19 protein-coding genes and 1 pseudogene are annotated in these 21504 nt (G+C 56.4%); 14 read left to right on the forward strand and 6 right to left on the reverse strand.

Annotated elements, in window-relative coordinates; genetic code table 11:
• Window positions 1-161: 161 nt before the first annotated feature.
• On the reverse strand, window positions 162-635 hold the full coding sequence (gene apcD, locus ACVWVQ_RS03430) for an allophycocyanin subunit alpha-B (RefSeq protein ID WP_099812040.1): 474 nt from the start codon (window positions 633-635) through the stop codon (window positions 162-164).
• A 331-nt stretch (window positions 636-966) separates the two neighbouring features.
• Here apcD and rpsU point away from each other — a divergent pair.
• Window positions 967-1110: pseudogene (gene rpsU, locus ACVWVQ_RS03435) on the forward strand (30S ribosomal protein S21).
• On the opposite strand, the gene ACVWVQ_RS03440 reads toward rpsU, so the two are convergent.
• From ACVWVQ_RS03440 to ACVWVQ_RS03455, 4 genes are all read right to left on the reverse strand, one after another.
• Entirely contained in the window at window positions 1107-4829 is a 3723-nt protein-coding gene (locus ACVWVQ_RS03440) for a PAS domain S-box protein (protein WP_457506885.1), read from the reverse strand. The pseudogene rpsU and the gene ACVWVQ_RS03440 sit on opposite strands and share 4 nt — an antisense overlap.
• A 180-nt stretch (window positions 4830-5009) precedes the next feature.
• Window positions 5010-5597 carry a hypothetical protein gene (locus ACVWVQ_RS03445; RefSeq protein ID WP_457506887.1) on the reverse strand — a complete coding sequence of 196 codons (588 nt, stop codon included), beginning with the start codon at window positions 5595-5597 and terminating at the stop codon, window positions 5010-5012.
• A gap of 92 nt (window positions 5598-5689) precedes the next feature.
• Window positions 5690-6304 (reverse strand): Uma2 family endonuclease, encoded by a 615-nt coding sequence (locus ACVWVQ_RS03450; RefSeq protein WP_457394103.1) that lies wholly within the window; start codon window positions 6302-6304, stop codon window positions 5690-5692.
• Window positions 6305-6424: 120 nt separating this feature from the next.
• Window positions 6425-7735 (reverse strand): serpin family protein, encoded by a 1311-nt coding sequence (locus ACVWVQ_RS03455; protein ID WP_457506889.1) that lies wholly within the window; start codon window positions 7733-7735, stop codon window positions 6425-6427.
• Window positions 7736-7756: 21 nt separating this feature from the next.
• On the opposite strand from ACVWVQ_RS03455, the gene ACVWVQ_RS03460 reads away from it, so the two are divergent.
• From ACVWVQ_RS03460 to ACVWVQ_RS03510, 11 genes are all read left to right on the forward strand, one after another.
• The gene (locus ACVWVQ_RS03460) at window positions 7757-7933 is read left to right on the forward strand and encodes a hypothetical protein (RefSeq protein WP_457506891.1); all 177 of its coding nucleotides are present in this window, start codon (window positions 7757-7759) and stop codon (window positions 7931-7933) included.
• Window positions 7934-8005: 72 nt separating this feature from the next.
• Window positions 8006-8530, forward strand: a complete 525-nt coding sequence (locus tag ACVWVQ_RS03465) for a DUF192 domain-containing protein (protein ID WP_414344197.1) — start codon at window positions 8006-8008, stop codon at window positions 8528-8530.
• A 145-nt stretch (window positions 8531-8675) separates the two neighbouring features.
• On the forward strand, window positions 8676-9971 hold the full coding sequence (locus ACVWVQ_RS03470) for a bifunctional sterol desaturase/short chain dehydrogenase (RefSeq protein WP_457506938.1): 1296 nt from the start codon (window positions 8676-8678) through the stop codon (window positions 9969-9971).
• Window positions 9972-10151: 180 nt separating this feature from the next.
• Complete coding sequence (locus ACVWVQ_RS03475; RefSeq protein WP_414351985.1) at window positions 10152-10922, forward strand: DUF4397 domain-containing protein; 771 nt, start codon at window positions 10152-10154, stop codon at window positions 10920-10922.
• Between the two features lie 174 nt (window positions 10923-11096).
• A complete protein-coding gene (locus ACVWVQ_RS03480; RefSeq protein WP_457506893.1) occupies window positions 11097-11996 on the forward strand; it encodes an FAD-dependent thymidylate synthase in 900 nt (299 codons plus the stop codon).
• Window positions 11997-12073: 77 nt separating this feature from the next.
• Entirely contained in the window at window positions 12074-12532 is a 459-nt protein-coding gene (locus ACVWVQ_RS03485; protein WP_457506895.1) for a class I SAM-dependent methyltransferase, read from the forward strand.
• 18 nt (window positions 12533-12550) lie between these two features.
• Window positions 12551-12811 (forward strand): hypothetical protein, encoded by a 261-nt coding sequence (locus tag ACVWVQ_RS03490; protein ID WP_457506897.1) that lies wholly within the window; start codon window positions 12551-12553, stop codon window positions 12809-12811.
• A 353-nt stretch (window positions 12812-13164) separates the two neighbouring features.
• Window positions 13165-14724 carry a sugar transferase gene (locus tag ACVWVQ_RS03495; RefSeq protein WP_457506899.1) on the forward strand — a complete coding sequence of 520 codons (1560 nt, stop codon included), beginning with the start codon at window positions 13165-13167 and terminating at the stop codon, window positions 14722-14724.
• A 10-nt stretch (window positions 14725-14734) separates the two neighbouring features.
• Window positions 14735-15481 (forward strand): phosphoribosylaminoimidazolesuccinocarboxamide synthase, encoded by a 747-nt coding sequence (gene purC / locus ACVWVQ_RS03500; protein ID WP_457410550.1) that lies wholly within the window; start codon window positions 14735-14737, stop codon window positions 15479-15481.
• 17 nt (window positions 15482-15498) lie between these two features.
• Window positions 15499-16989 (forward strand): DUF2157 domain-containing protein, encoded by a 1491-nt coding sequence (locus ACVWVQ_RS03505; RefSeq protein WP_457506901.1) that lies wholly within the window; start codon window positions 15499-15501, stop codon window positions 16987-16989.
• Window positions 16990-17692: 703 nt separating this feature from the next.
• Entirely contained in the window at window positions 17693-17986 is a 294-nt protein-coding gene (locus ACVWVQ_RS03510; protein WP_457506903.1) for a hypothetical protein, read from the forward strand.
• Window positions 17987-18081: 95 nt separating this feature from the next.
• Here ACVWVQ_RS03510 and hemC read toward each other — a convergent pair whose 3' ends face one another.
• Window positions 18082-19068, reverse strand: coding sequence for a hydroxymethylbilane synthase (hemC, locus tag ACVWVQ_RS03515; RefSeq protein ID WP_457506905.1), 987 nt, complete (start codon window positions 19066-19068; stop codon window positions 18082-18084).
• A 278-nt stretch (window positions 19069-19346) separates the two neighbouring features.
• On the opposite strand from hemC, the gene ACVWVQ_RS03520 reads away from it, so the two are divergent.
• Together ACVWVQ_RS03520 and ACVWVQ_RS03525 are read left to right on the forward strand one after the other, a co-directional pair.
• Window positions 19347-19808, forward strand: coding sequence for a YlqD family protein (locus tag ACVWVQ_RS03520; protein ID WP_011433386.1), 462 nt, complete (start codon window positions 19347-19349; stop codon window positions 19806-19808).
• Window positions 19809-19995: 187 nt separating this feature from the next.
• The gene (locus tag ACVWVQ_RS03525; RefSeq protein WP_457506907.1) at window positions 19996-21462 is read left to right on the forward strand and encodes a glycosyltransferase; all 1467 of its coding nucleotides are present in this window, start codon (window positions 19996-19998) and stop codon (window positions 21460-21462) included.
• Window positions 21463-21504 lie beyond the last annotated feature (42 nt).

Raw genomic sequence — 21504 nt, forward strand, 5'->3', positions numbered from 1 at the left:
GCCTGTGAGAACTCTTATGGATTGCAACTTAAGACAACTTCACAGCTTGCAGGTCAAGCTCGCAAAGCCAGCCGAAACCTCAAGCTCGCAGAGGCAGGAGTAGCGCGCCTCAACTCTAAAACTGAGCGAGAGGGCAGCGATTTGTCTATCCATTCATCGATTCAAAAAGCGCGAATCAGTCGATCAAAGTAGGGGGCAGCTAGAGCCATCTCCTCTGAAGAAAGAATGCCGGCAGCTACCTCTTTTAGGCAGCTCATCGCCACCCGCAGGTTGGGTAGCGGCACGCCCAAAGAGATGTACATTTCTCGCATGCCGTTCAAGCCGATATCTTCCAGCGGCTTATCGTTGCCTGCCAAGATGCAATAGCTAACCAAGCGGATATACCAGCCTTGATCTCGTTGACAGAGGGCAGTTTTTTGAGGGTTGCCCTTATTGCTGGGGGTGTTGGGGCATTTGGCCCAAAACCGTTTGCTGCCTTCCTGGACAATTTTTTGCTCGTTCTCTGCTAACTTTTGGGCGGCTCGGATGCGAACTTGACCCTTGCTGAAGAAATCCTCTAGCTTGGCGATCTCGGCACTGCTGAGGAAGCGATCAGCCGCGTCCGACTGCGCGATGACTTGGGCAACAATGCTCATAGGTTTTTGGCAAGGAACACTCTACAGGTAACAAAGTAAGCCAGATCCTCAAGAACCGAAATCACTTATTAAGAAAAAGTTGTGAATTGAAACTTACTTGCAACAAATCCTCTCTGCCTCGCGTCTTCGGCAGCGTGACCAGATTGAGAAGGTTGGGTTGGCGGCCAATCCAGATCCCGGATACGACAGCAACCCTCAGAATACTCAGCCTCTATCTCTTCTGGCCGAGATGAGCATCTGTGTTGGGAACTATTTCCGTATCTGTTGCTACAGAACTTACAATAAGACGGGCTGTGCAGAGGTACCGGGGGAGAGAACCCCTAAGGTAGGGATCAAATCGGCGCTGCGCCGCTTTAAGGGCTAAGTTTCTGAGGCAGGAATCTTGCCAGATCTGCGTAACCATCGCTACTTTGAAACCAACCTGGAAAAGCGCAAGCGCAAAGCAGGAGTCCCCAGGGATCCGCTCAACCTTTAAAACTGGGGCAGAGGGGGCAGGTGGAGCGTGAAAGTTGTCCAGCCGGCGGCGCTGCTGACTTCGAGGGATCCCCTCAGTTGATCCACCATTTGTTTCACCAAAGCCAAGCCCAGACCGGTGCCCCCTTCTTTCCAAGGATCATGGCTGGGGATCCGGTAAAAGCGCTCGAAAATGCGGGTGAGTTCCTCAGCCGGGATCTCTTGGCTATTCCTGACTTGGATGCGAGTTCGGTTGGCCTCAACCCTGACTTCTAGGCGGATGGATCCCTGGCCGGGGGTGTATTTCACAGCGTTGTGTAGCAGCTCCCGCAGGATGCGTCCCAACAGCAAGGGATCCGTCGTGAGGGTGCTCTCCAGAGGGACACTGGCTTGAAAGGTTTGCCCTTTGGCGCGGGCCTGCTCTTCGGCAATGGCTAACAGATCCCCTAGCAGCTCCCGCCAGGTGAGGGTTTGCACACTTAGAGCGTAGGTCCCGGACTGCAACCGCTGCAGATCCAACAGGTCGTTGATGAGCTCGATTTCCCGCTGGCATTCTCGCTCTGCAATGGCTAAGTATTGAGCTCGTTTCTCCCCAGTGTGAGCCATCTGCAACATTTTCAGGGCCATTTTCATGCTGGCTAGAGGAGTGCGCAGCTCGTGGCTGACAGTGCTGATGAAATCGTCTTTCAAGCGGTTGAGGCGCTCCAGGGCTTGCACCTGCTCTTGGGCAGCTCGGAATAGGCGCGCCTGCCTTAGGCCGATAGCACATTGATTGGCCACTTGAGCTACGAGATTCATTTCCTGCTCATCAAAACTTTCCTCGCTGCTGCGAAAAACCCACAGATCCCCCAAGACTTGCTCCCCATCCCGCAGAGGGCAGACCAAGACTGATACTTGGCGGGGGTCGTCAGGAAGTAAACAAAATATGCAGGGCTCTCCTCGCAACAACTGGGCGTAGAGATCTGGATATTGGGCAAAGGGAATACAAGTATGCAAGGCCGACCCCAAGCGAGGACAATACTCGTAGCTGATGGTGGAAAGGGTGAGAGCTTGATTGTAAAGACCAATATGACAGCCATTGGCATCTAGACTCTCTCCCAACTCCTGTATAGCAGCGTTGAGGATCTCAGCTTCATCCAGAGAGTCGCGCACCCGGTCAGTGATGCGTTTCAGCAGGGCCTCAAATTGCAGGGATCGCTGCAACTCAGAGGTGCGTTGCCGAACCTTTTCTTCCAAGGTTTGATTGAGGGCTTGCAGTTGTTCATATAACTGGGCCTGTTGCAACGCGATGGCTAATTGATCGCTCAGCTCTTGTAAAAGCCGGATTTCCCACTCTTGCCAAGGGCGGCTGGATTGGCAGTGCTGAACTACCAATAGACCCCACAAAGCCTCACCCTGCCGAATCGGGATCACCAAGTTGGCTTGGGCTTGGAAAGACTCCAGCAACTCCCGATAGCAAGGATCCAAATCGGCTATTGCTACATCCCCCACTGCCTGGACAAAGCCCTCTTGGTACTTGCGATAGCACGGATCCCTTTGGAAATACTCATCCCACACGTAGCGGCCCAGGTGGCTGGGCCAGGGATCCGCTACCGACTCGGCGGCCACAATCCCACCCCCGTTTCCCTGCAGTCGGTAGATCATCACCCGATCTACCTGGAGAAACTCTCGCACTTCCGCAACCGTTGTTTCCAAGAGGGTTTGCAAGTCCAAAGCTTGGCGGATCCGCCGCAATAAGGCCCCCAACAGTCGCTCCCGCTCTGCCTCTTGCCGAAGCACTTCTTGAGCTTCTTTGAGGGGGGTGATGTCCACAACAACACCGCAAACGGCATAGGGATCCCCTTGCTGATCCCGCAGGGCAAATTTGGTGACCCACCTCGATATTTCTCGACCGTTACGAGAAACGACACTCTCACAGCTAATCGGATCAGGGGACTGGATAGCCCTTTGATCTTGCTCTCGAAACTTGAGGGCATCTTCTGGCGGAAAGAGTTCGGCATCGGTTTTGCCGAGGATCTCTTCCTGGTTACACCCTTGCTGCAAATAGGCAGTGTTTACCTGTAAGTAGCGCCCCTCCAAATCTTTGAGAAAGATGGGAAAAGGGATCCCATCCAGAATGGCCCTAAGCCGGGCCTCACTTTCTTGTAGAGCCAGCTCTGCTTCTTTCTGCTCCGTAATATCTTCGGTAATGCCTGCGATGTGAACGACTTCCTGCTGCTCGTTCAAGACAGGGTAACAAGAGGTACGCAACCAGCGCAGCCTGCCATCTGGGTGGAAAATCCGATAGGTAACTGACATTTTGCCTTGGGTGGCAAGAGACAGGGTTTCCATCACTCTTGGCAGATCCTCTGGGTGGATCCTTTCCTTCCACAGATCCGGCTGGCGATAAAGCTCCTCTGGTGTATATCCGAAAATCTGTTCACAACGAGGACTTTTGTAAAGAGCGCGGCTAAAGTCTGCCGACTGTAGGAAGAAAGTCATCGGTACAGCCTCTACAATTTCTCGGAAGCGGGCTTCGCTCTCTCGCAAAGCCAGTTCCACCTGCTTTTGTTGGGTGATATCGCGGGTACTGGAAACGATCCCCTGAACCAAAGGATCATCCAAGAGATTGGTGCAGAGGCTCTCCAGCCACACCCAATGGCCGTCGGCGTGTTGGGCCCGGTAAATAAAGCTGAGTGTCTCGCCAGGTCGAGCCTTGAGTTGCTCAAGAGCATTAGCAACGTTCTGCCGATCCTCGGGGTGAACCCAATCCAAGGGTACGGCCTCTCCCTGATTGGGAGCACGCCCCAAAATTTTCTCAGCAGCCGGAGGATTTAAGGCACGCAGCAGACCTTGGGCATCGATCCGACACAAAATGTCGTGGCTGTTGTTGAGGAAGGCGCGAAAACGCTCTTCTTGTTCCCACACCTCCTGTTCCAGCCGCTTTTGTTCGGTGATATCTAGGACAATGCCGAGAAGTCCCAAACCTTTAGACTGATCCTGAAGCTTTACGGCCAGGCGATAAGTATAGCGCTCCTGACCTTGAATTACTTCCTTGCCCTCGAGTTGGGAAAACCCTTGCCGCTCTAGATCGGCTAGAACTTGAGAGGTGTACTCCGGCCAGTGGGGATGTTGCTGAGCCACCTCCTCCAGAGAAGTACCCAGCAGATCGCCAAACCAGGCGCGGTCGGTGGCATTTTGCAAAATTAGCACTCCCTGGGGATCCCTGGCCCACACCGCCAATGGCAGGGCATCCAACAAGGTGCGCAGTTGGGCCTCCCGCAGCCGCAGGTTTTCTTCCAACTGTTTCTTCTCGGTAATGTCTCGGCCCACGCCGCGAATAAACTGCAAGCGGCCCCGCCGGTCAAAAATGCCTTGGTTGATCCACTCAAACCACCGCACCTGCCCCGCTGCATCCGCCACTCTGCTAATCCGGGTAAAGGTGGGCTGCTGAGGGGTAAGGTGGGCTATCTTTTGCTGCGCCTGCTCCTGCTCTTCTGCCGGCAGCACGTCGATCCAGCGCCTGCCCCGCCAATCCCCCAAGATTTTCTGGCAAGCTTCGTTACATTCCACCACCGTCGTATCTGCACGCGCCAGCATGATGACATCGGGAAAACCCACCTGATCCCGCTGCAGCCAGCGCTTTTGCCAGTACATCACCACGGCCAGTGAGGATCCCCAAAGGAGCAGCCAAAGCCATCCGGGCAGAGTGTTCCAGTTGAGTAAGGTAAGCAGGTTGACCAGATCCCAGGAGGCGCTCATGAAGGTTGTCGATTAAGTTAAGTTTATTAAGTTTAGAAAGTGTCAAGGAGTACACTGCTTTTCGGTAGTATTTCTAACCCAGGATCAAGCACTGTGCCAACAATTCCCCATCTCCCCGAAAAGGAGAGCAAAGTTTGAGTCTACTGGAACGGTGGGGCAGTATCCTCGAAAAGGGGGCTTTCAGGGTGAAGAGTTGTTTCTTAGGTTTCCTGAGTGTTCGGATAGATAGTTCTGAATCCAGCGCACCAGCCGCTGAGAGAGCACGAAAGCTTCTGGTTCGTCCCCTTTGATGCCGACTTGGCTGCTAAAGCAGGCGATGACCTCCTCGTTCAGCTCCGGTTTAGAAGGATCGCTGTGAAACTGCAGCCGCACTTGGCTTTGGACCTGGAAACTCTCTTGAGCTTGGTTATCCAAAACTTCCTGACCCACTCGATGCAGCCGCACTCCTTGCAACTGAGCCAAGGGATAAGAAAACACCTGCTGCCGCCAAAAGCCCCAAGGGCCACCCAGCCGGGTCAAGGTCACCCGTTGGCTTTGGCAATCTAGATTCAGGATCTGCCCCAACCCCCAAGGGATCCCAGCCCACAGGCCCATCCCCACAGCCACTAAACCCAACAGCGGCGAACGAGCCCACAGTTGGGATCCCAAAATTAGCAGCACCAAGCCTGCTGCCGCCCGCCAAGCCAGTTGCTGGGAAGTGAACCGTTGTAGGGCAATGCGCAGCCGTTTGGGATTGCGCTCCAGAACCTGCGGATAAACCAATGCCATGAAATGGGATCCCACTGTTGAGACTAGTTTAACAGGGCTGCTCTTCCCTAGGTGCTGAAGGCGTCTTATCCGTACATTGCGTTGGTGAAAAACTACAACTCCGGCTCGGCAAAAAACTCTGATAAATCCAGCGCAAATCCAGGGATCACCTCTCCACCTTCCAGGATGTCGCCGGGTTTCTTCAATGCTTCAGGCTCAGGCCGGCGATAGACCAGAACGTATTTCTCTTCAGGATGAATGATCCAGACCAGCCGGGATCCATTCTCGAAATACTCAACAACCTTGTCGTGGATCTCTCCAATGGTGTTGGCATCCGAGAGAACCTCTACAGCCAAGTCTGGGGATCCCTCAATATAACCCCTTGGGATCCCGCCCAGAGATTGCAGTCGTTCTTTGGAAAAAAAAGAACAATCCGGAGAGCGGCGATTACCGGATTTCATTTTGAAGGAAGTATCGGAATCGAAGGTAAATCCAATCCTTTGACTGCGAACGTACGAGCCTAGAATGATATGAATCAAACTTACGTAGTACCCATGCTTTGCGCCTGCCGAGCCCACAGTAACCAGTTCTCCATTCACAACCTCATAGCGATTGCCATCCTCCGGTAAAGCCATAAACTCTTCGTCAGTCCAAATTTTTCGAGAAGCTGCCGGAGAACTATCAGCAGGTGCCTCGGCCAATTTTTCTCTTTCCAAAACCTCGACCATCATGACCTCCGCAATGAAAAACGGCTAAACCAACCAAGGGAGCCGGTCTGGGGTCAACACATCCTGAAGAGCGATCTGCACGCCCGGTAAGAAGTCAGCAAGCTGCCCTGAGGGATCCCCTTATTCAGGATCCACCAGGGATCCCATGAACAACACGGTTTGAGCTTCGGCATTGCCGCCGGATCCGGAGGCCACAATGGCAAACCAGAAGGGCCGATCTGCCACAAATTGAAAGGGCTCTTGCCGGTCGACAGCAGTCCGGGAGACAATCACCCCAGTAGCGGCTGCCGCCTCGGATCCCTCTTCGTTCACTTCAATTGCTGCTTTGTGCAGGACTTTGCTGATCCGCGCTGGCTCTGGGGTCATCTGGCTGAAGTCGGCTCGGTTGGAAAAGGCAATCCCCAGGCCCAACTGCTGCAGAACGGAAGTGAGATCCGTTTCATAAGCCAATTCAAATCTCGGGATCCGCACCGAACCTGCACGGGGGCGCAGGGATCCCGTCCATTCTTGCCAAGTTTCCGGGCTCAGCTCTGCCCGCAGCGATTCCAGCTTCACTCCCTTCTTGGGCAGCAGGATCAGCATCTCCAGTTCTCCTTCCCCGTAGGGCAGGCTCACCACCTGCAACTGCTCGGTTTCCAGGTAGTTGTAACGACCTGATTGAACCATCATGGGTACTCGGACGCGGCGGCCATCCAACCGAGTAAAGGGCTGAGTTTGGGTGCGCTCCGGATCGAAGGGCTGAGTCCACTCGCCTTTGAAGTAGATGGCATTGAGCAAAACCATCAAATCCTCGCGGCTGAGGCGATCCACAATGCGGTTGATCTTGCCCTGGGTGCGCTCGGCCACCCAGCCGTTGATCTGGTTCACCGTTTGCCGGGATCCCAAATTCACCCGATTCACCACCGCTTGGTAGTAGGTGGCCAAAGCCTGCAAAAACTGGGGCTGTAAGGTGAGGGTTTGATCCACCCAGAGGCCGTTGGCCATTTGCACCTGGACTGGCCCTCCTGCCGGGGATCCCTCCGCCAGCCAGCCCACCATTTGGGCATTGCTCCAGTTCAACTCATTGAGGGAAAGGTCCTGTGCCTCCAGCACCTCGGCCATTGCCGTTTGAGTCTCCCCAGAGGCGCCGTTGTAGAGCATGCTCAGGGCCAGGCGGATGCTCAAGGGGGAGAAAAAGAGGTTCTCTTGGGGCTGCTGACGGAGCAGGTGATCAAACAGTTTCAGCGCAAAGCGGCTTTGGGCTTGTTGGGCCACGGTCTTTTCCCCATACCCTTCCCCATAGGTCACCGTTGGCTCAAAGGGAATCCGCACCGGGGTTTCCTGTGAACGGGATCCCATCCCGTGAGTGGGCCAGAGGCCCAGGCTCAGTAAACCCAGCAGAGCCAGAAGAGGGATCCGGCTCACCAAGGATCGATTGAACAGGTCTTTCATAGGGCTCTCCTGGCAGAGTCTATGGCTATGCTATCGGGTCGGTTGTGGACTTCCCTTGCCCAGAGCCGCCATTCCGGCTGCGCTCAAGGGGGAAAAGCACAGGCCGCTTCCGGCAAGCAAGAATTGGCAAGGCTCTCCCAGGGGGGAACTTCCTGCGTCTGGCTGGTCAAGTCGCAGCAGCAGCGTCTGGCGCGATAGGATGAAGCCTGCACAGGAGAGTGCCACATGGTTCTGTTCACGATACACGTTCCAAAAGGGTGCAGAGTCGCCTTGGGCCTGGCTCTACTGCTCCTGGGATCCGGCTTGGGATGTACTGCTGCCACGGAGAGATCTCCCGCCTCACAAACTCAGGTAACCGAAGCCATCTCTCCATCCCCCCCAGCCATAGGGCAGCCCCAGCAACTGCCGGTTGAAGCCGAAGTCACCCTTGCCGGCCAACGCTTTGAGCTAGAGGTGGCCCGCACCCCTGAGCAACAGCGCTTGGGCCTGATGTTTCGCACCGATTTGCCGCCGGATCGGGGCATGTGGTTTCCCTTTGATCCGCCCCAGCCAGCTTCTTTTTGGATGTTCAACACCCTGATCAACCTGGACATCATTTTCCTTCACCAAGGCAAGGTGGTGTACATTGCCGCCGATGTGCCCGGCTGCCCCGCCCAACCCTGCCCCACCTATGGGCCGCCTCCTTCCCAGTTGGTGGACGGTGTGCTGGAGTTCCGCGGCGGGACGGCTGCTGCTTTGGGTTTGGCCGTTGGAGATCCGGTCGAGATCCGAGAGCTTCAGCCCGTAGCCCCTTGATTTCTACCTCCCTTGGGGACAAAGAAGACGGGCTCGAAGATGATCTTTTGAAGAATTTTTGCGATGATTTTTGAGAGTCGCCAACTGAGTCCATAAAAGAGGCGACCGCGAGCTCAGGATTGGTTTGGCTACTGCGAGCGAGCCTATGGATGTCGGCAGCGCGAGTCATTGGATAGGGGTGGGGGCTGTCGCCCTAGCCTCCATCCTTTGGGCTGAGATCGTGCGGGATGTGCGCCATTGGCTGGCCCACCGGTGGCCCTGGCTGATGCCCAAACACATCCTGCACCACCGCCTGTTCCGCCCCGACCTTAGCGTGGTGGATGCACAGCTGTACCGAGAATCCCAGTGGCACCACGACGTTCCCGAAGCGGCGACGATGATCCTGGCCGGGATCCCTTGGGTGGTGGTATTGGGCCAGGGATCCCTGCTGTACGGCCTGGCGGCAGCGGTGGGGGTGGTCTACTCGGCCAGTTTCTGGGTGGCTGGTATGCTGCGGGGTTGGGGGCTGGCCCTGCAGACGGATATCACCCACCAGCCGGGGCCTTTCCCCGTTCCTCCCAGCCAATGGCATGTCAACCGCGCCTACCACTGGCGGCACCACTTCGACGATACCAACGCCTATTTTTGCGGCACCCTGACTCTCGTAGATCGGCTCATGGGCACCAGTCTCTCCTTGAAAGGCAAGCGAGTAGCCGTCACCGGCGCCTCCGGCACCCTGGGCCGGGCCTTGCTCAAGCATTTTCACCAGCAGGGGGCCAAAGTCATCGCCCTCAGCTCCCATTCGGATTCGGTTCACATCGAAGTGGACGGCCAAATCCAGCCGGTGGAGACCGTTCGCTGGCAGGTGGGGCAAGAGGGATCCCTGGCTGAGCTGCTGGAGCGGGTGGATATCTTGGTGCTCAACCACGGCTTCAATGTTCATGGGGATCGGGATCCCGAGGCCATTCGCCAGTCTTACGCCGTCAATACCTTCTCCAGTTGGCGCCTGATGGAGCTATTCTTCCAAACGGTTCGCGGCAACCCTGAGATGGCCACCAAAGAGGTGTGGGTGAACACCTCAGAGGCTGAGGCTAGCCCTGCTTTCAGTCCCCTCTACGAGCTCTCCAAGCGGGCCCTAGGCGATCTGGTTACTCTGCGCCGCCTCGATGCTCCCTGCACAGTGCGCAAGCTCATCCTCGGCCCCTTCAAGAGCCAGCTCAATCCCATTGGGGTTATGTCGGGAGATTGGGTGGCCGCTCAGATCTTGGCCCAGGCCAAACGAGACTGCCGCAACATCATCGTCACCATCAACCCCCTGACCTACTTGCTTTTCCCCCTGAAAGAGCTGGCTGTGAGCACTTATTTCCGCTTGTTTAGCCGTCGGTCTCCCCAGCCAGGGATCCCTGCCCCCAACCCAGATCCTGCAGGTGGGGCCGAGTCCGGTGATTTGCCTTTGGTTTAGTTAAAAGGAACTAGATCCCAACCCGTTCCATAGCTCTATGGCATTGGGCGCAAAAGTGGAGTAAGACAAGAGCAGGTTCCTTGGCGTGCCAATACGAACTTTTGGGGAGCGAGAGCGCCCCTTGGCTTGGCGGAACACAGCAGCTCGATCCCCGGTGAGCGTTGGGTGTGAGGAGTAGGAGTGAGCGTGAACATGGTGCGACAGTGGGTGAGCGCAGTACTCTGCGTGGTGGGTGGATCGTTGATGTCGGGGCTTTTGTCCGGCTGTGCCATCCCGATGCCTTCGGCATCTGCGGGAGTTTCTGAAGTCCAAGTGCGCTTGGTGCATGTGGCCCCCAATGCCCCTCGGATCGACTTGGAAGTGGGAGGGGTGAGAGCTGCTCGGGGCATAGCCTATGGCTCGGTGAGCGAGTACGTGCGCATACCGGCGGGCGAGTACGACATTGTTTTGTTTTCAACGCCTGAGAACCCTGGCCAGCCTGCGAGTTCTTTGGTTGCGGCCAGAACCGTAGCCAATCTCAGGGGCGGGGGAGTATTCTCGGTGGTTGCTGCCAACGAGCCGAATCGCATGACGGCCCTGGTGCTGGAAGACAACATCCATCCGCCCTTTGATCAAGCCCTGGTGCGGTTTGTCCACGCTGCCCCTGATGCGCCGGCCCTGCAATGGCAAGGGGAGCAAGGGCGGGTACTGCTGCCCCAGTTGGCGTTTGGACAAGTATCCACCTTTCAAGCTATGCGCCCCGGCTTTACCCAAATTCAAGTGGCCATAGCCCCTTCAGCCTCCGCGCCAGGTGTGCAGTCGGCTCCCAGCCGGAGCATTCCCCTGCAGCGGTTTGACCTGCAGCTGGAGGCGGGGAAAGTCTATACCCTCTATGTAGCGGGATTGTTGCGCAGCAATCCGGCCCTAAGCCTGGTGCTGGCAGAGGAAACTCGAGCTCGCAGGCTCCTATAGCCAAGGTGTTTCGGTCTCTCTTCTCCTTACACTGAGTTAAGGAATACCTCAGGGTGGGGGCAGATAGGGAATATGCTCTGTGGTGGAGCAGGCCAATGCCGTTGGCGTTCTCCGCTGCCAATATGATCTTACAAGGATCTCAGAATCCTAACATGCGGTGCGAAGCACTAGGGGATGCAGCCTGTGGATGCTTTGTTTCAAGTTGTGGTGCTGAATCAAACCCCAGATCCAGAACGGGTCATCTACCAGGCCATGCATCAGGATTACAGCCCTGATTTTGTCACTCCAGAGAGCCGGATCCCGGAAAAGTATGGAGAGGCCGTGGTGCGGCATTTGCTGGAGGGCAACCGTGGCCACTATGGGCCTCTAGAGCATCCTCAGATCACCTTTGGGGTGGGCTATTTTCCCCACGCCGTCATGCAACAGGCCCGTACTCATCGGGTGGGAATTTCTTTTGATGTTCAATCCTTCCGATATACAGGCCAGCAAATTGCCGATTTGGGCAAAAAGCTCTTGTTTGCGTCAGCGGTGCGGAGCACAACCGAGACTGCTGCTCCTGTTGGCGAGACCGGCTACGGTTGCGTCAGCGATCGCGTCAGCGGGCCGGAGGCCTATCGCGACAGCGGTGCGGAGCACATTGCGGAGCACAGTGGCGGGACGGAGTCCTCCTTGTCTTTGCAAGAGCTGGAAACTTTGTTTTACGTTCCTGCCAGCGTCAAGGAGGGCAAAGCCAAAACCCGCCAAGGCTGCAAGCCCATCTCCCCCGCAGCTTTGGATATCATTCTTGCGCAATATCGCAGCCAGGCCATTGCTTATTATCGCCTGGTAGAAGAGTGCGGATTGCCCTATGAAGATGCTCGCAACATCATTGGCTACGGGATCCGACAACACTTCGTGGTCTCTTTCAATTGCCGTAGTCTAATGCATTTTTTGGATTTACGAGCCAAAGAAGATGCTCAACGAGAAATTCAACATCTGTGTGAACTGATTTGGCCCCACTTTGAAGCGTGGTGTCCCCACGTGGCGGCCTGGTATCGTAAGCATCGCTGGGGAAAGGCTCGATTATCCCCCTAAACTTAGTTTAGATAGATATGCTCTGCTAACCCCTTCTGCGGCTAATCCTGTTTTTGATCTTTTGTTGGGTTACGGGTATGGATCCCGAAGCTTATGAGCAAATGGCAGGCTTGGAAGACCGGCATTGGTGGTTTTTGGGTCGCCGTCACATTCTGAGTCGGGTTATTGGATCCCTGTCGCTTCCCCCCTCTGCTTATATTTTGGAAGCTGGCTGTGGTAGCGGCGGCAACCTGGAGATGTTGTCCAGATTTGGCAAAGTTTGGGCTATGGAAAAGAGTGAAATTGCACTGCCGCTGGCCCAAGCTCGCGGTATTGGGATCGTGGCAGAGGGGGAGTTGCCAAACCGGATCCCCTTTGGTTCTCAACAATTTGATTTGATTGCTTTGCTGGATGTACTGGAACATCTGGAGAACGACAAGGAAGCTCTCCTAGCCCTCGGTCAAAGGTTAACCCCATCTGGCTACTTAGTTGTAACTGTTCCGGCTTATCCGTGGCTGTGGAGTTTACATGATGAGCTTAATCATCACAAGAGATGATATACCCGCGGGCAACTTTTGTCGTTGCTTAAAAGCTCAGGTCTAGAAGTTTATACCCTTGTTTTCTTCAACAGTTTTCTTTTCCCAATCATTTCAGGGATCCGCATAATGCAGAAAGTGCTTCGCCTGAGGGAAAGCCAAGATCTGAAAATGCCGCCGCTTTGGCTCAATCGACTGCTGACGGGTATTTTTGCTGCAGAAGCCTATCTGATACCTAAGTTTTCTCTGCCCTTTGGTGTATCTCTGCTGGCAGTAGCCGGCCCGGCAACGAAATCGTAGTATCCTGTCATCATTGCTGTTCTCAGACTGCACTTTGATCATTGCTTAAACTCTCATGTTTCGACATCTAATGTCTGCAATTCTGGTAGTTTCTACAACAGCCTTTTCCGACGGTACTTAACCCACTCAACAGGGATTTTTATCTCTTGCATGATGAGGATCCCAATTACTTAAAGAACTTATTTTGTGTCAGCAGCATGAAGTCCTTTGAAGCTGGGAAGGGCCGTCAATAGAATTATCTGGTGAGGGCTACCCATTCAAGTTTTGGTCAACACTGATCTTGTCCAATAGCCTCAGATGCACAATCTTTTCTGTAAGATTGTCAACAGTCTTGATGCCGAAGGAGATAACCCTTGGCCGAACGCGGCTATAAAACTCGTCTGGATCTGCATCGTTTGTGGGTGCCCTTGGCCTGTTTTGGCGATGGCCTTTGTATTTGGTTGGCCTTCGGGGCGGGCTACTGGCTGCGCAGCTTGCGTCCTCATCAGCTCTTGCCTTGGGATGTCTACGCGGCCTTGGGATTGTTGACCGCCCTCAGTTATTGGGGCATTCAGGCGGGCTTAGGCGGATACGGTGAGTCGAAGCGCTTGTCTCGCTTTGAAGAATGGGCCAGTTTGCTGGTGGGGTTGGGATTGACGTTTGGTTTGGTGCTGGCAGGGGCCTTTTTCGTTCGCTCGGTCTCTTTGTCGCGGCTGGTGGTGGGCTACGCCGGCTTGTTGGCTCTGCTGAGTTTGACTTTGGTACGGGTGGGGTTGCGGCTGGGCATGGGCTGGTTGTGCTCTAGGGGCTACGGTCGGCGGCAGGTCATCTGGGTGGGATCCTGGTCGGTGTTGGCGGAAGTGTTGGAGCGATTGCAGCGATCCCCGCAGTTGGGCTTCCAGGTAGTCGCCTGGGCAGGCGTAGAGCAAGGCTCTTTTGAGGAAGATCCCCCATCTCAAAATGGGGATCCCTGTCAAGATTCATATCCAGTACTAAACACCGCCCGCCCTACCTCTGGCGGAGTTGAGTCTGCCGACAGGACTCTGTCCGGCTCATCCCGAGGAACCCTCCCCTGCTTGTGCAGTCAGCTTGAGCCTTCCTGGTCGGCTCTTGAGCGGCTGGATCTGGCCCATTTGATCGCCTATCTGCAAGCCCACCCAGAAGTGCAGGAGGTGTGGTTTGGGCAACCGGAGCTGGCAACTGCTCCTCTGTTGCTCAGTTTGCAAACATTGTCGGTGCAGGTGCGCTTGGTGCCGGATATCTTAAGTTTTTTAACGGTGAACTTCAGCCTGCAGTCTCTCGACGGGATCCCTCTGCTAACTCTGCGTCAGCCCCCTTTGCGCTACGCCCACAACCGGTTCCTCAAGCGAGCTCTAGACATCCTAGGAGCTTCCCTGGGCCTGATCTTGCTTAGCCCTCTGTTTTTGATTATTGCCCTGCTGGTAGCCTGCAGCAGTCCTGGCCCCATTCTGTATTGGCAAGAGCGGGTGAGCTTGGACGGGCGTCGCTTTTGGATTGCCAAGTTCCGCACCATGCGAGTGGATGCTGAGGCAGCCGGCCAGCCGGGCTGGACGCGCCCCGGGGATCCGCGCCGAACCAAGATAGGAGCCTTTTTGCGCCGCACCAACCTGGACGAGCTGCCCCAACTGTGGAACGTCCTGAAAGGGGAAATGAGCCTAGTGGGCCCCCGCCCAGAGCGGCCCTACTTTGTCGAGCAGTTTAGCCAGGAGATCCCCAAGTATCCGGATCGGCATTTGGTAAAAAGTGGCCTCACTGGCTGGGCCCAGATCCACGGCCTGCGGGGAGATACCAGCATTGCCCGCCGCACCCAGTATGATCTCTACTATGTGCAAAACTGGTCGCTGTGGCTGGATCTGCGCATCTTGGCCATCACCTTCTGGCAAGGGATCCGCGGACGGCTGGCCGGATACTAGGGGTTAGCGTATGCCATTCTCCCCCCAAGAGCTGCTCTACGAGGGCAAGGCCAAGCGCATCTACCGCACTGCCGATCCCAGGGTTTATCTTTGCCAATACAAAGACGACGCCACAGCCTTCAACGCCCAAAAGCGGGGATCCATCGCCGGCAAGGGAGAGGTGAATTGCACCGTCTCCAGCCATGTGTTTGCCTACCTGGCGCAGCAAGGGATCCCCAACCATTTCTTGGCCCAAACCGGCCCCACCGAGATGCAGGTGCGAGCCTTGCACATCCTGCCTTTGGAAGTGGTGGTGCGCAACCGCACAGCGGGTAGCCTCTGCCGACGGCTGGGCCTGGAGCAAGGCCTTCCCATCGAGCCGCCGCTGGTGGAGTTCTATTACAAAAACGATGCCTTGGGGGATCCCTTGGTGACCCCAGATCACATCCGCCTATTGCAGTTGGCCACGCCGGAGCAGGTGGAGCGCTTGGGATCCCTGGCTTTGGCCATCAACAACCATCTGCAGGCTTTCTGGCGAAGCTGCCGCCTAGAGTTGGTGGACTTTAAGCTGGAGTTTGGCCTGGACGAGCAAGGGCAGATCTGGCTAGCGGATGAGATTAGCCCCGATACCTGCCGTCTTTGGGATCGGGGGGGATCCGAGCCGCGAGTGCTGGACAAGGATCTCTTTCGCTTTGATCTGGGGGATCCGGTGGCTGGCTATCAAGAGGTGTTGCAGCGGGTGCTTCAGGCAGTGGGATCCCAATTCCTTCTCTCCTAGAGGGAGAGGAGCCAGGGGTGAGGGACTATAATCGCCTCAGCGATCCCACTCCTTTAACGCCCGAGCCTCCTTTCGCTTGTCGGGATCCCGCCATGACCTCTCCCCGCCCCCCCTACCCCGGCGAGCGTTTCCGCCGCCAACTGGCCAACCTGCTGGATGCCTGGGTGGAGCAGGGGTTGATCGAACCTGCCCAACGGGATCGCCTGCGGGAGTATTACCAACTGGAGAGTTTGCAACGCTCAGCCGGCGGGCGATTTGCCCTGGTGCTGCTGCTGTTTGGCGCAGTTCTGGTGGGCCTAGGGGTGATCTCCTTTGTGGCGGCCAACTGGGCTGCCATTCCCCGCTGGGCAAGAGCCTGGGGGTGCTTGGCCCTCATGGTAGGGCTGCAGGTGGCTGGCTTCCAGGTTTGGCAGCAGGGATCCCGACGGCTGGGCAGCGCCCTGCTGATAGCCGGTGAACTGACCCTGGGAGCCTGTATTGGCCTGATGGCGCAGTGGGTTCAGCTTGGCGGATCCGCGGCAGGCCTGTTTTGGGCCTGGGGGATGGGCGGTTTGGCCATGGCCTACGGCTTGCGTCACAGCCCCAGTGGTGTACTGGCCTGCCTTCTGCTGGGCTTGGGGATGGTAGCCGACTTCGTGGATTGGGGGACTGTCAACTTCCTCTATCCTTGGTTGACCCTGGGCCTGCTGGTTCCTCTGGCCTATTGGTGTTGCTCTCGCTGGGTTTTTGCCCTGGCCGTGGTGAACTTTGGCCTGGCGTTGCAAGGGTTAGCCGAGCGTTTGGGCAGCTCTTTCCAAGGTTTAACCCTTTTGCATCTGCTTGGTGTTGCAGTTGTGTGGGGGTTGGGTCTGTGGCACCAACGCCATAAGCCTTGGCTAAGCCGGGTTTTAACTGAAGGAAGGGATCCAGAGCTTCCCGGCGAGCTGGAGCAAGGCTTGGATTTGGCCCCGACAGCCCAGAACTTGGCTCTGCTGGGGCTGGGTGTCCTGCTCTATGTCTGGAGCTTTGTCGGGAGGTGGGTCGATCTTTCCGAGGATCCCCTCTGGAACGTTGGGGATCCCTGGGCGAGCTTGTCGGCAGTGGGGTTGCTGCTGCTGGCGGGCTGGGGCTGGTGGCAGGGTTGGCAGGAGAAGGGATCCCAGCCCGTTTCGTCTTGGCTGAAGGATGCTGCTGTTCTGATTTCTCTGGTTGCCTTGGCGCTTTTGCTGGGGATCGGCAGCTCTGTGCCTTTGAACGTGACGGCAGGAGCAGCCTTGGTCCTCTTTGCCCCCTGGATAGTGACCTTGCTGTTGCTGGGGCTGTCAGCAGTGCTCTGCTGGGAAGGGCTACAGCAAGGGCGGCGGGGGCGCTTCTGGCAGGGACTGTTGGGGCTAACCCTGGTGGTGCTGACCCGCTTTTTCGAGTACCCAACCGGCCTGTTGGCCAAGTCGGCGGTGTTGGTGGCCTGTGGGATCGGGGTGATCTGGATTGGGCTGAAGTTTGAGCGGCGCATCTTCTCCAGATCCTAAGTTTTCTTTCCCTTCTGGGAAGCCAAGTCCGCTTGGTTTAATTTGGTTTAACTAAGCGCACCTTAAGGCAAAGACCTAAATTAAGCTTAATTAAATTTCACAAGGTTTGAGGAACCTGCTCGTATTCCGGAAAGTCTTTGCTACCAGGTTCCAGATTATTTTTCCTCTCCGTCGGCTTTAGCTGTAACTGAGGAAGAACGGGCATCTCTATACTTTTAAGGTTTGGAGAATACAGATGAAAGCAGGACTTCACTTGGGCATTTTGGCTCTACTACTCACACCGTTTTGGGAGAGTGGTTTTCTTCCAGGTACTGCCTTGGCTCAAGATCATTTTTTGGTGGCTCAGGCCCCGGAGCCAGCTAGGCAGCCTATGCCTTCTGTGCCTAGATCGATACCCTCCCCAGTTCCCATAGCTCCGGCAGAATCCTCAGAAACTGTAGATGAGCTATTCCGCCAGGTTCCTTTCCCCCCTTCGCCAAGACCTCTGCCTGGCCTTCCGTGCTCGAGACCCATGGTGCTGCGCTCAGTAACCCTCAGCGCTCCTCCGCCAAACCCTGCTTCACCCCTTCAATCGGAGCTTCCAGCCCAGATTTGGACAACTCTCCAGGGCCCTTTCGGGACAGTCAACTGGGGAGAGCCCCAAGCCAATAAACTCTTTGCTCATACCTTCCAATGGAGCCCCCCTTGTAAAACCGGCTGCCGGATGGGAGGCACCCTTACGTTTACCTATCGCAATAACTTGCAGGCAACAAGTAACACAACTCCTGATGCCGGGAACGACAAGTACTACCTATACAACGGCGGGACTTTAACTCAAGCGGGGTTTTTGTATACTTCCCCAAGTCCGCCTGGCCAAACCTTCACCAAAACTCTAACCCTCTCGCCGGCAGAGATTGCCAACAACCGAGTGACCTTAGTAGTTCAAGATGATACGGCGGTTTTGCAAGCTAAGCTAGAGCTTAAATACTGCTGCTGCGAATGCGAATTTCCCATTTGAGTGCAATTCACGTAGGGGGGACTTCATTGTTCCCCCTTTTCTTCAGCTGACCCTAGCTGAAGTTCTCAAAGCCTACTCAGAAAAAGTAGGAAAGCCTAACGGCGGGCCTGGGCAAAAATGGCTTGCAAAATCTCGTCGGCCCCCTGCTGTTTTAGCTTTTCTGCAAGAGCCATCCCCACTGCCTCGGGATCGGCGGTGGATCCCGTCTGAGTATCGCGGATGAGCCGCCGGCCATCCAGCTCGGCCACCATACCGGTTAGGTGCAGCTCCTCCCCTCGGACTTGGCTGTGAACGCCAATGGGCACCTGACACCCTCCTTCCAAAGCCCGCAGGAAAGCTCGCTCTGCCAAGCAGCGGGCTGTGGCCTCCGCATCGGCCAAGGGTCGGATAAGCTCCAGAATCCGCTCATCTCCCTGCCGACACTCGATTCCCAGGGATCCCTGCCCAACCGCGTACAGAGACACGCTGGGATCCAGCACCTCGTGGATCCGGTCGGCTTTGCCCAGACGCTTCAAGCCGGCCACCGCCAAAATCAGGCCATCGTACTCTCCCCGCTCCAGCTTAGCCAGGCGGGTGTTGAGGTTGCCCCGCACGTCCTTAAAGCGCAAGTGGGGAAAGGCATGGCGCAGTTGGGCCAGTCGCCGCAGCGATGAAGTGCCGATCACCGTCCCCTCTGGCAGGGTGGCCAGTCGGTAATCCCGGAACTTTTCCCCCACCACCAAAGCATCCAGGGGATCCTCCCGCCGCGTGATCGCCCCCAACACCAAGCCCTCCGGCAGGCGAGTGGGCAAGTCTTTAAGGCTGTGTACCGCCAAGTCGCTGCTGCCGTTGAGCAGGCTAACCTCCAATTCCTTGGTAAAGAGACCTTTGTCTCCAATTTTGGCCAGGGCTACATCCAGGATGATGTCTCCCTGGGTGGAGAGAGTGTTGAGCTCCAGAGGTAATCCCGGATGGTGTTCTTGCAACTGACCCATCACCCACTGGGTCTGCACCAAAGCCAACTCGCTTTTTCGAGAGGCAATCCGCACCGGCTCGGTGATCCCAGCAGAGGGCTTGGAAGGGGTCGAGGCCCGTTCGCTCATGGCTGCCGCAAAAAAGAACACTGTCTCTCACGCTAGCCGAATCTATGCCAGGGCAAGGCGGCGGCCTTTAAGATCCTTAACCAAAATTGCAGTTTCCCGAAATCAAGACTTTACCGCAGGGATCCCAGCCGGTAGGATAAGTAGATGGATTCTCCGGCTCGGCGGGGGAGGATCCGGTCTGTCAAGCTCCTCTTCCCCAACCCCAGAGCTTTTGAGGGGAGCTTTCTACAATGGGCACAAGCCCCTGGTTTGGTTGGTCGTCTGCCTGGATGAGTCTTATGGAAGAAAACAACGTCAGCAACGGCACTCAATTACTGCTCAAACGCAACATTCCCGTTAAGGTGGTGGTCACACCCCTTTGGAAAAAGGAAATGCAGGAGCAATTAGAGCGGCAGATCGAAGCCACCGATGCTCAGATGCAACAGCTGGAGTTTCAGGGCAAGCGGGCTATTGCCGAACTGGAGAAACAAAGCCCCAACCCCAACAGCCCCCAAGTGCTCCAACAGGTGGAAGCGGTGAAAAGCCGCGTGAACGAGCAGAAAATCCGCCTCTTGGATCAGAAAAACCAACTGTTGCAGCAGATCAACCAACTGAGCACCCTGGAGCTCAACCAAGAAGTGCTGCAGGGCAATGTGGAGAGCTTCTTCCGAGTCCAAAAAGGAGACAACCTGATCCAGAAAATGCAGGTCGAGATCCTTCTGGAAGATGGGGTGATCAAAGAGATTCGCGGTAACCCATAGGCTACTCACCCCCTTGCCGGAGAAGCGGCAGCCGGGATCCCCAGTTTTTCTCGCCTGTAGGTTCTCGAGAACTCCGTTTCGCCAACACAATGGGTGACAATAGGTAACAACCTCTTAACGGCCTTTGGGTTAACGCTTGGACAGGCTGGTGAGGTTGGGTAGCGTTGTCGCCCGTGGGAGGATCCCCATGTCTGAGTTCGTCTGGTCAGAGCCAGAGCCTCTCGAGGATCTTCATCTTCCCGATTGGTTGCTCACCTCGGCCCAGCGCCGCCGTCTCAAGGCTCTGCTGGTTCTGGCCATGGTGTGGGGGTTGGTCAGCCTGATGCATGTGGTGCCGACGGCCCGTTGGATCACCGTTGGTTTGGCCACGTTCATGGTGATCCACATTAGCCGCTTATTTCGCCTGCAACCGGCGACCTCCCTGCCCCCTCTGAGACTTCCTCCTGCCGCTGCGACCCGCCGGGATCCCAGGTCAACAGATAACAACAATGACTCTGTCCTGCCAATGCAACGGGATGGGCAGAGCGGGCTTTCTGAGTTGGGCGGGCTGGCCTTGCCCCGTGTGGCTGTGTTGATCCCAGCCAAGAATGAGAGCGCAGTGCTCCCACGGCTGTTGCACAGCTTGACCCAGCTCCGTTACCCCACCAGCCATCTGGAGCTGTGGGCCATCGACGACAACAGCAGCGATGCCACCCCTGACGTTCTGCGGGAAGCCCAAAAGCGGATCCCGCATCTGCGGGTTTACCGGCGGCAGCCAGGACGAGGGGGGGGCAAGTCCGGTGCCCTCAACGAGGTACTGCCCCTGACTCAAGGGGAGATCATCCTGGTCTGCGATGCCGATGCTGTGGTGCCCTCGGATTTTCTTGCCCGCACTCTACCCTTATTTGTTCAAGTGAGCAGCCTGCGCAGCCGTTTTGGCAGACGGATGGTAGGGGCTGTACAGGTGCGCAAGGCCCTGAGCAACCCCAAGGTCAACTTCTGGACTTTGGGGCAGGTGGCGGAAATGGCCTCTGATGCTTACTTCCAGCAGCAGCGCGTGGCCGTGAGGGGTATTGGCGAGCTACGTGGCAACGGCCAACTGGTGCGGCGAGATGTTTTGGAAAAGTGCGGCGGCTGGAACGAGGCCACCCTCACCGACGACTTGGATCTCACCTTTAAGCTGCACCTGGCGGGCGTAGATATCGCCTTTCTGCCAGAGCCGGCCATCGTCGAAGAAGGGGTCACCTCTTGGAAAAGTCTCTGGCACCAGCGCTGCCGCTGGGCGGAAGGGGGCTACCAGCGCTATCTCGACTACTGGCCAGGGATCCTCGGTCGCCGCATGGGGATGGCCAAAACGGTGGATCTCTGGGCCTTCTTTATTTCTCAGTACTTGCTGCCGATGGCCTTGGTTCCCGATACCCTCTGGGTGCTGTTGACGGGCCACTCCTCGGTGCTGCTCCCCTTGAACGCTCTGGTGATGGGCTGCTTGACGGTGGCCTTTTACCGGGGGCTACGCCAGGTGGAGGGCTTGCGCGGACGGCGACTTTGGTGGCACACCGCCCTGGGCTTGGTCTACATGCTCCACTGGCTGCCGGTTATGATCGCCACAACCGCTCGCATGTGTGTACAGCCCAAGCGCCTAAGGTGGGTGAAAACTGTTCATCACGGCGCTTGAGGTCAGCAAGTTGGATCCAATCCTGCTATCCTAGTCAAGCAC

It is taken from the genome of Thermostichus sp. MS-CIW-36, assembly GCF_054059035.1.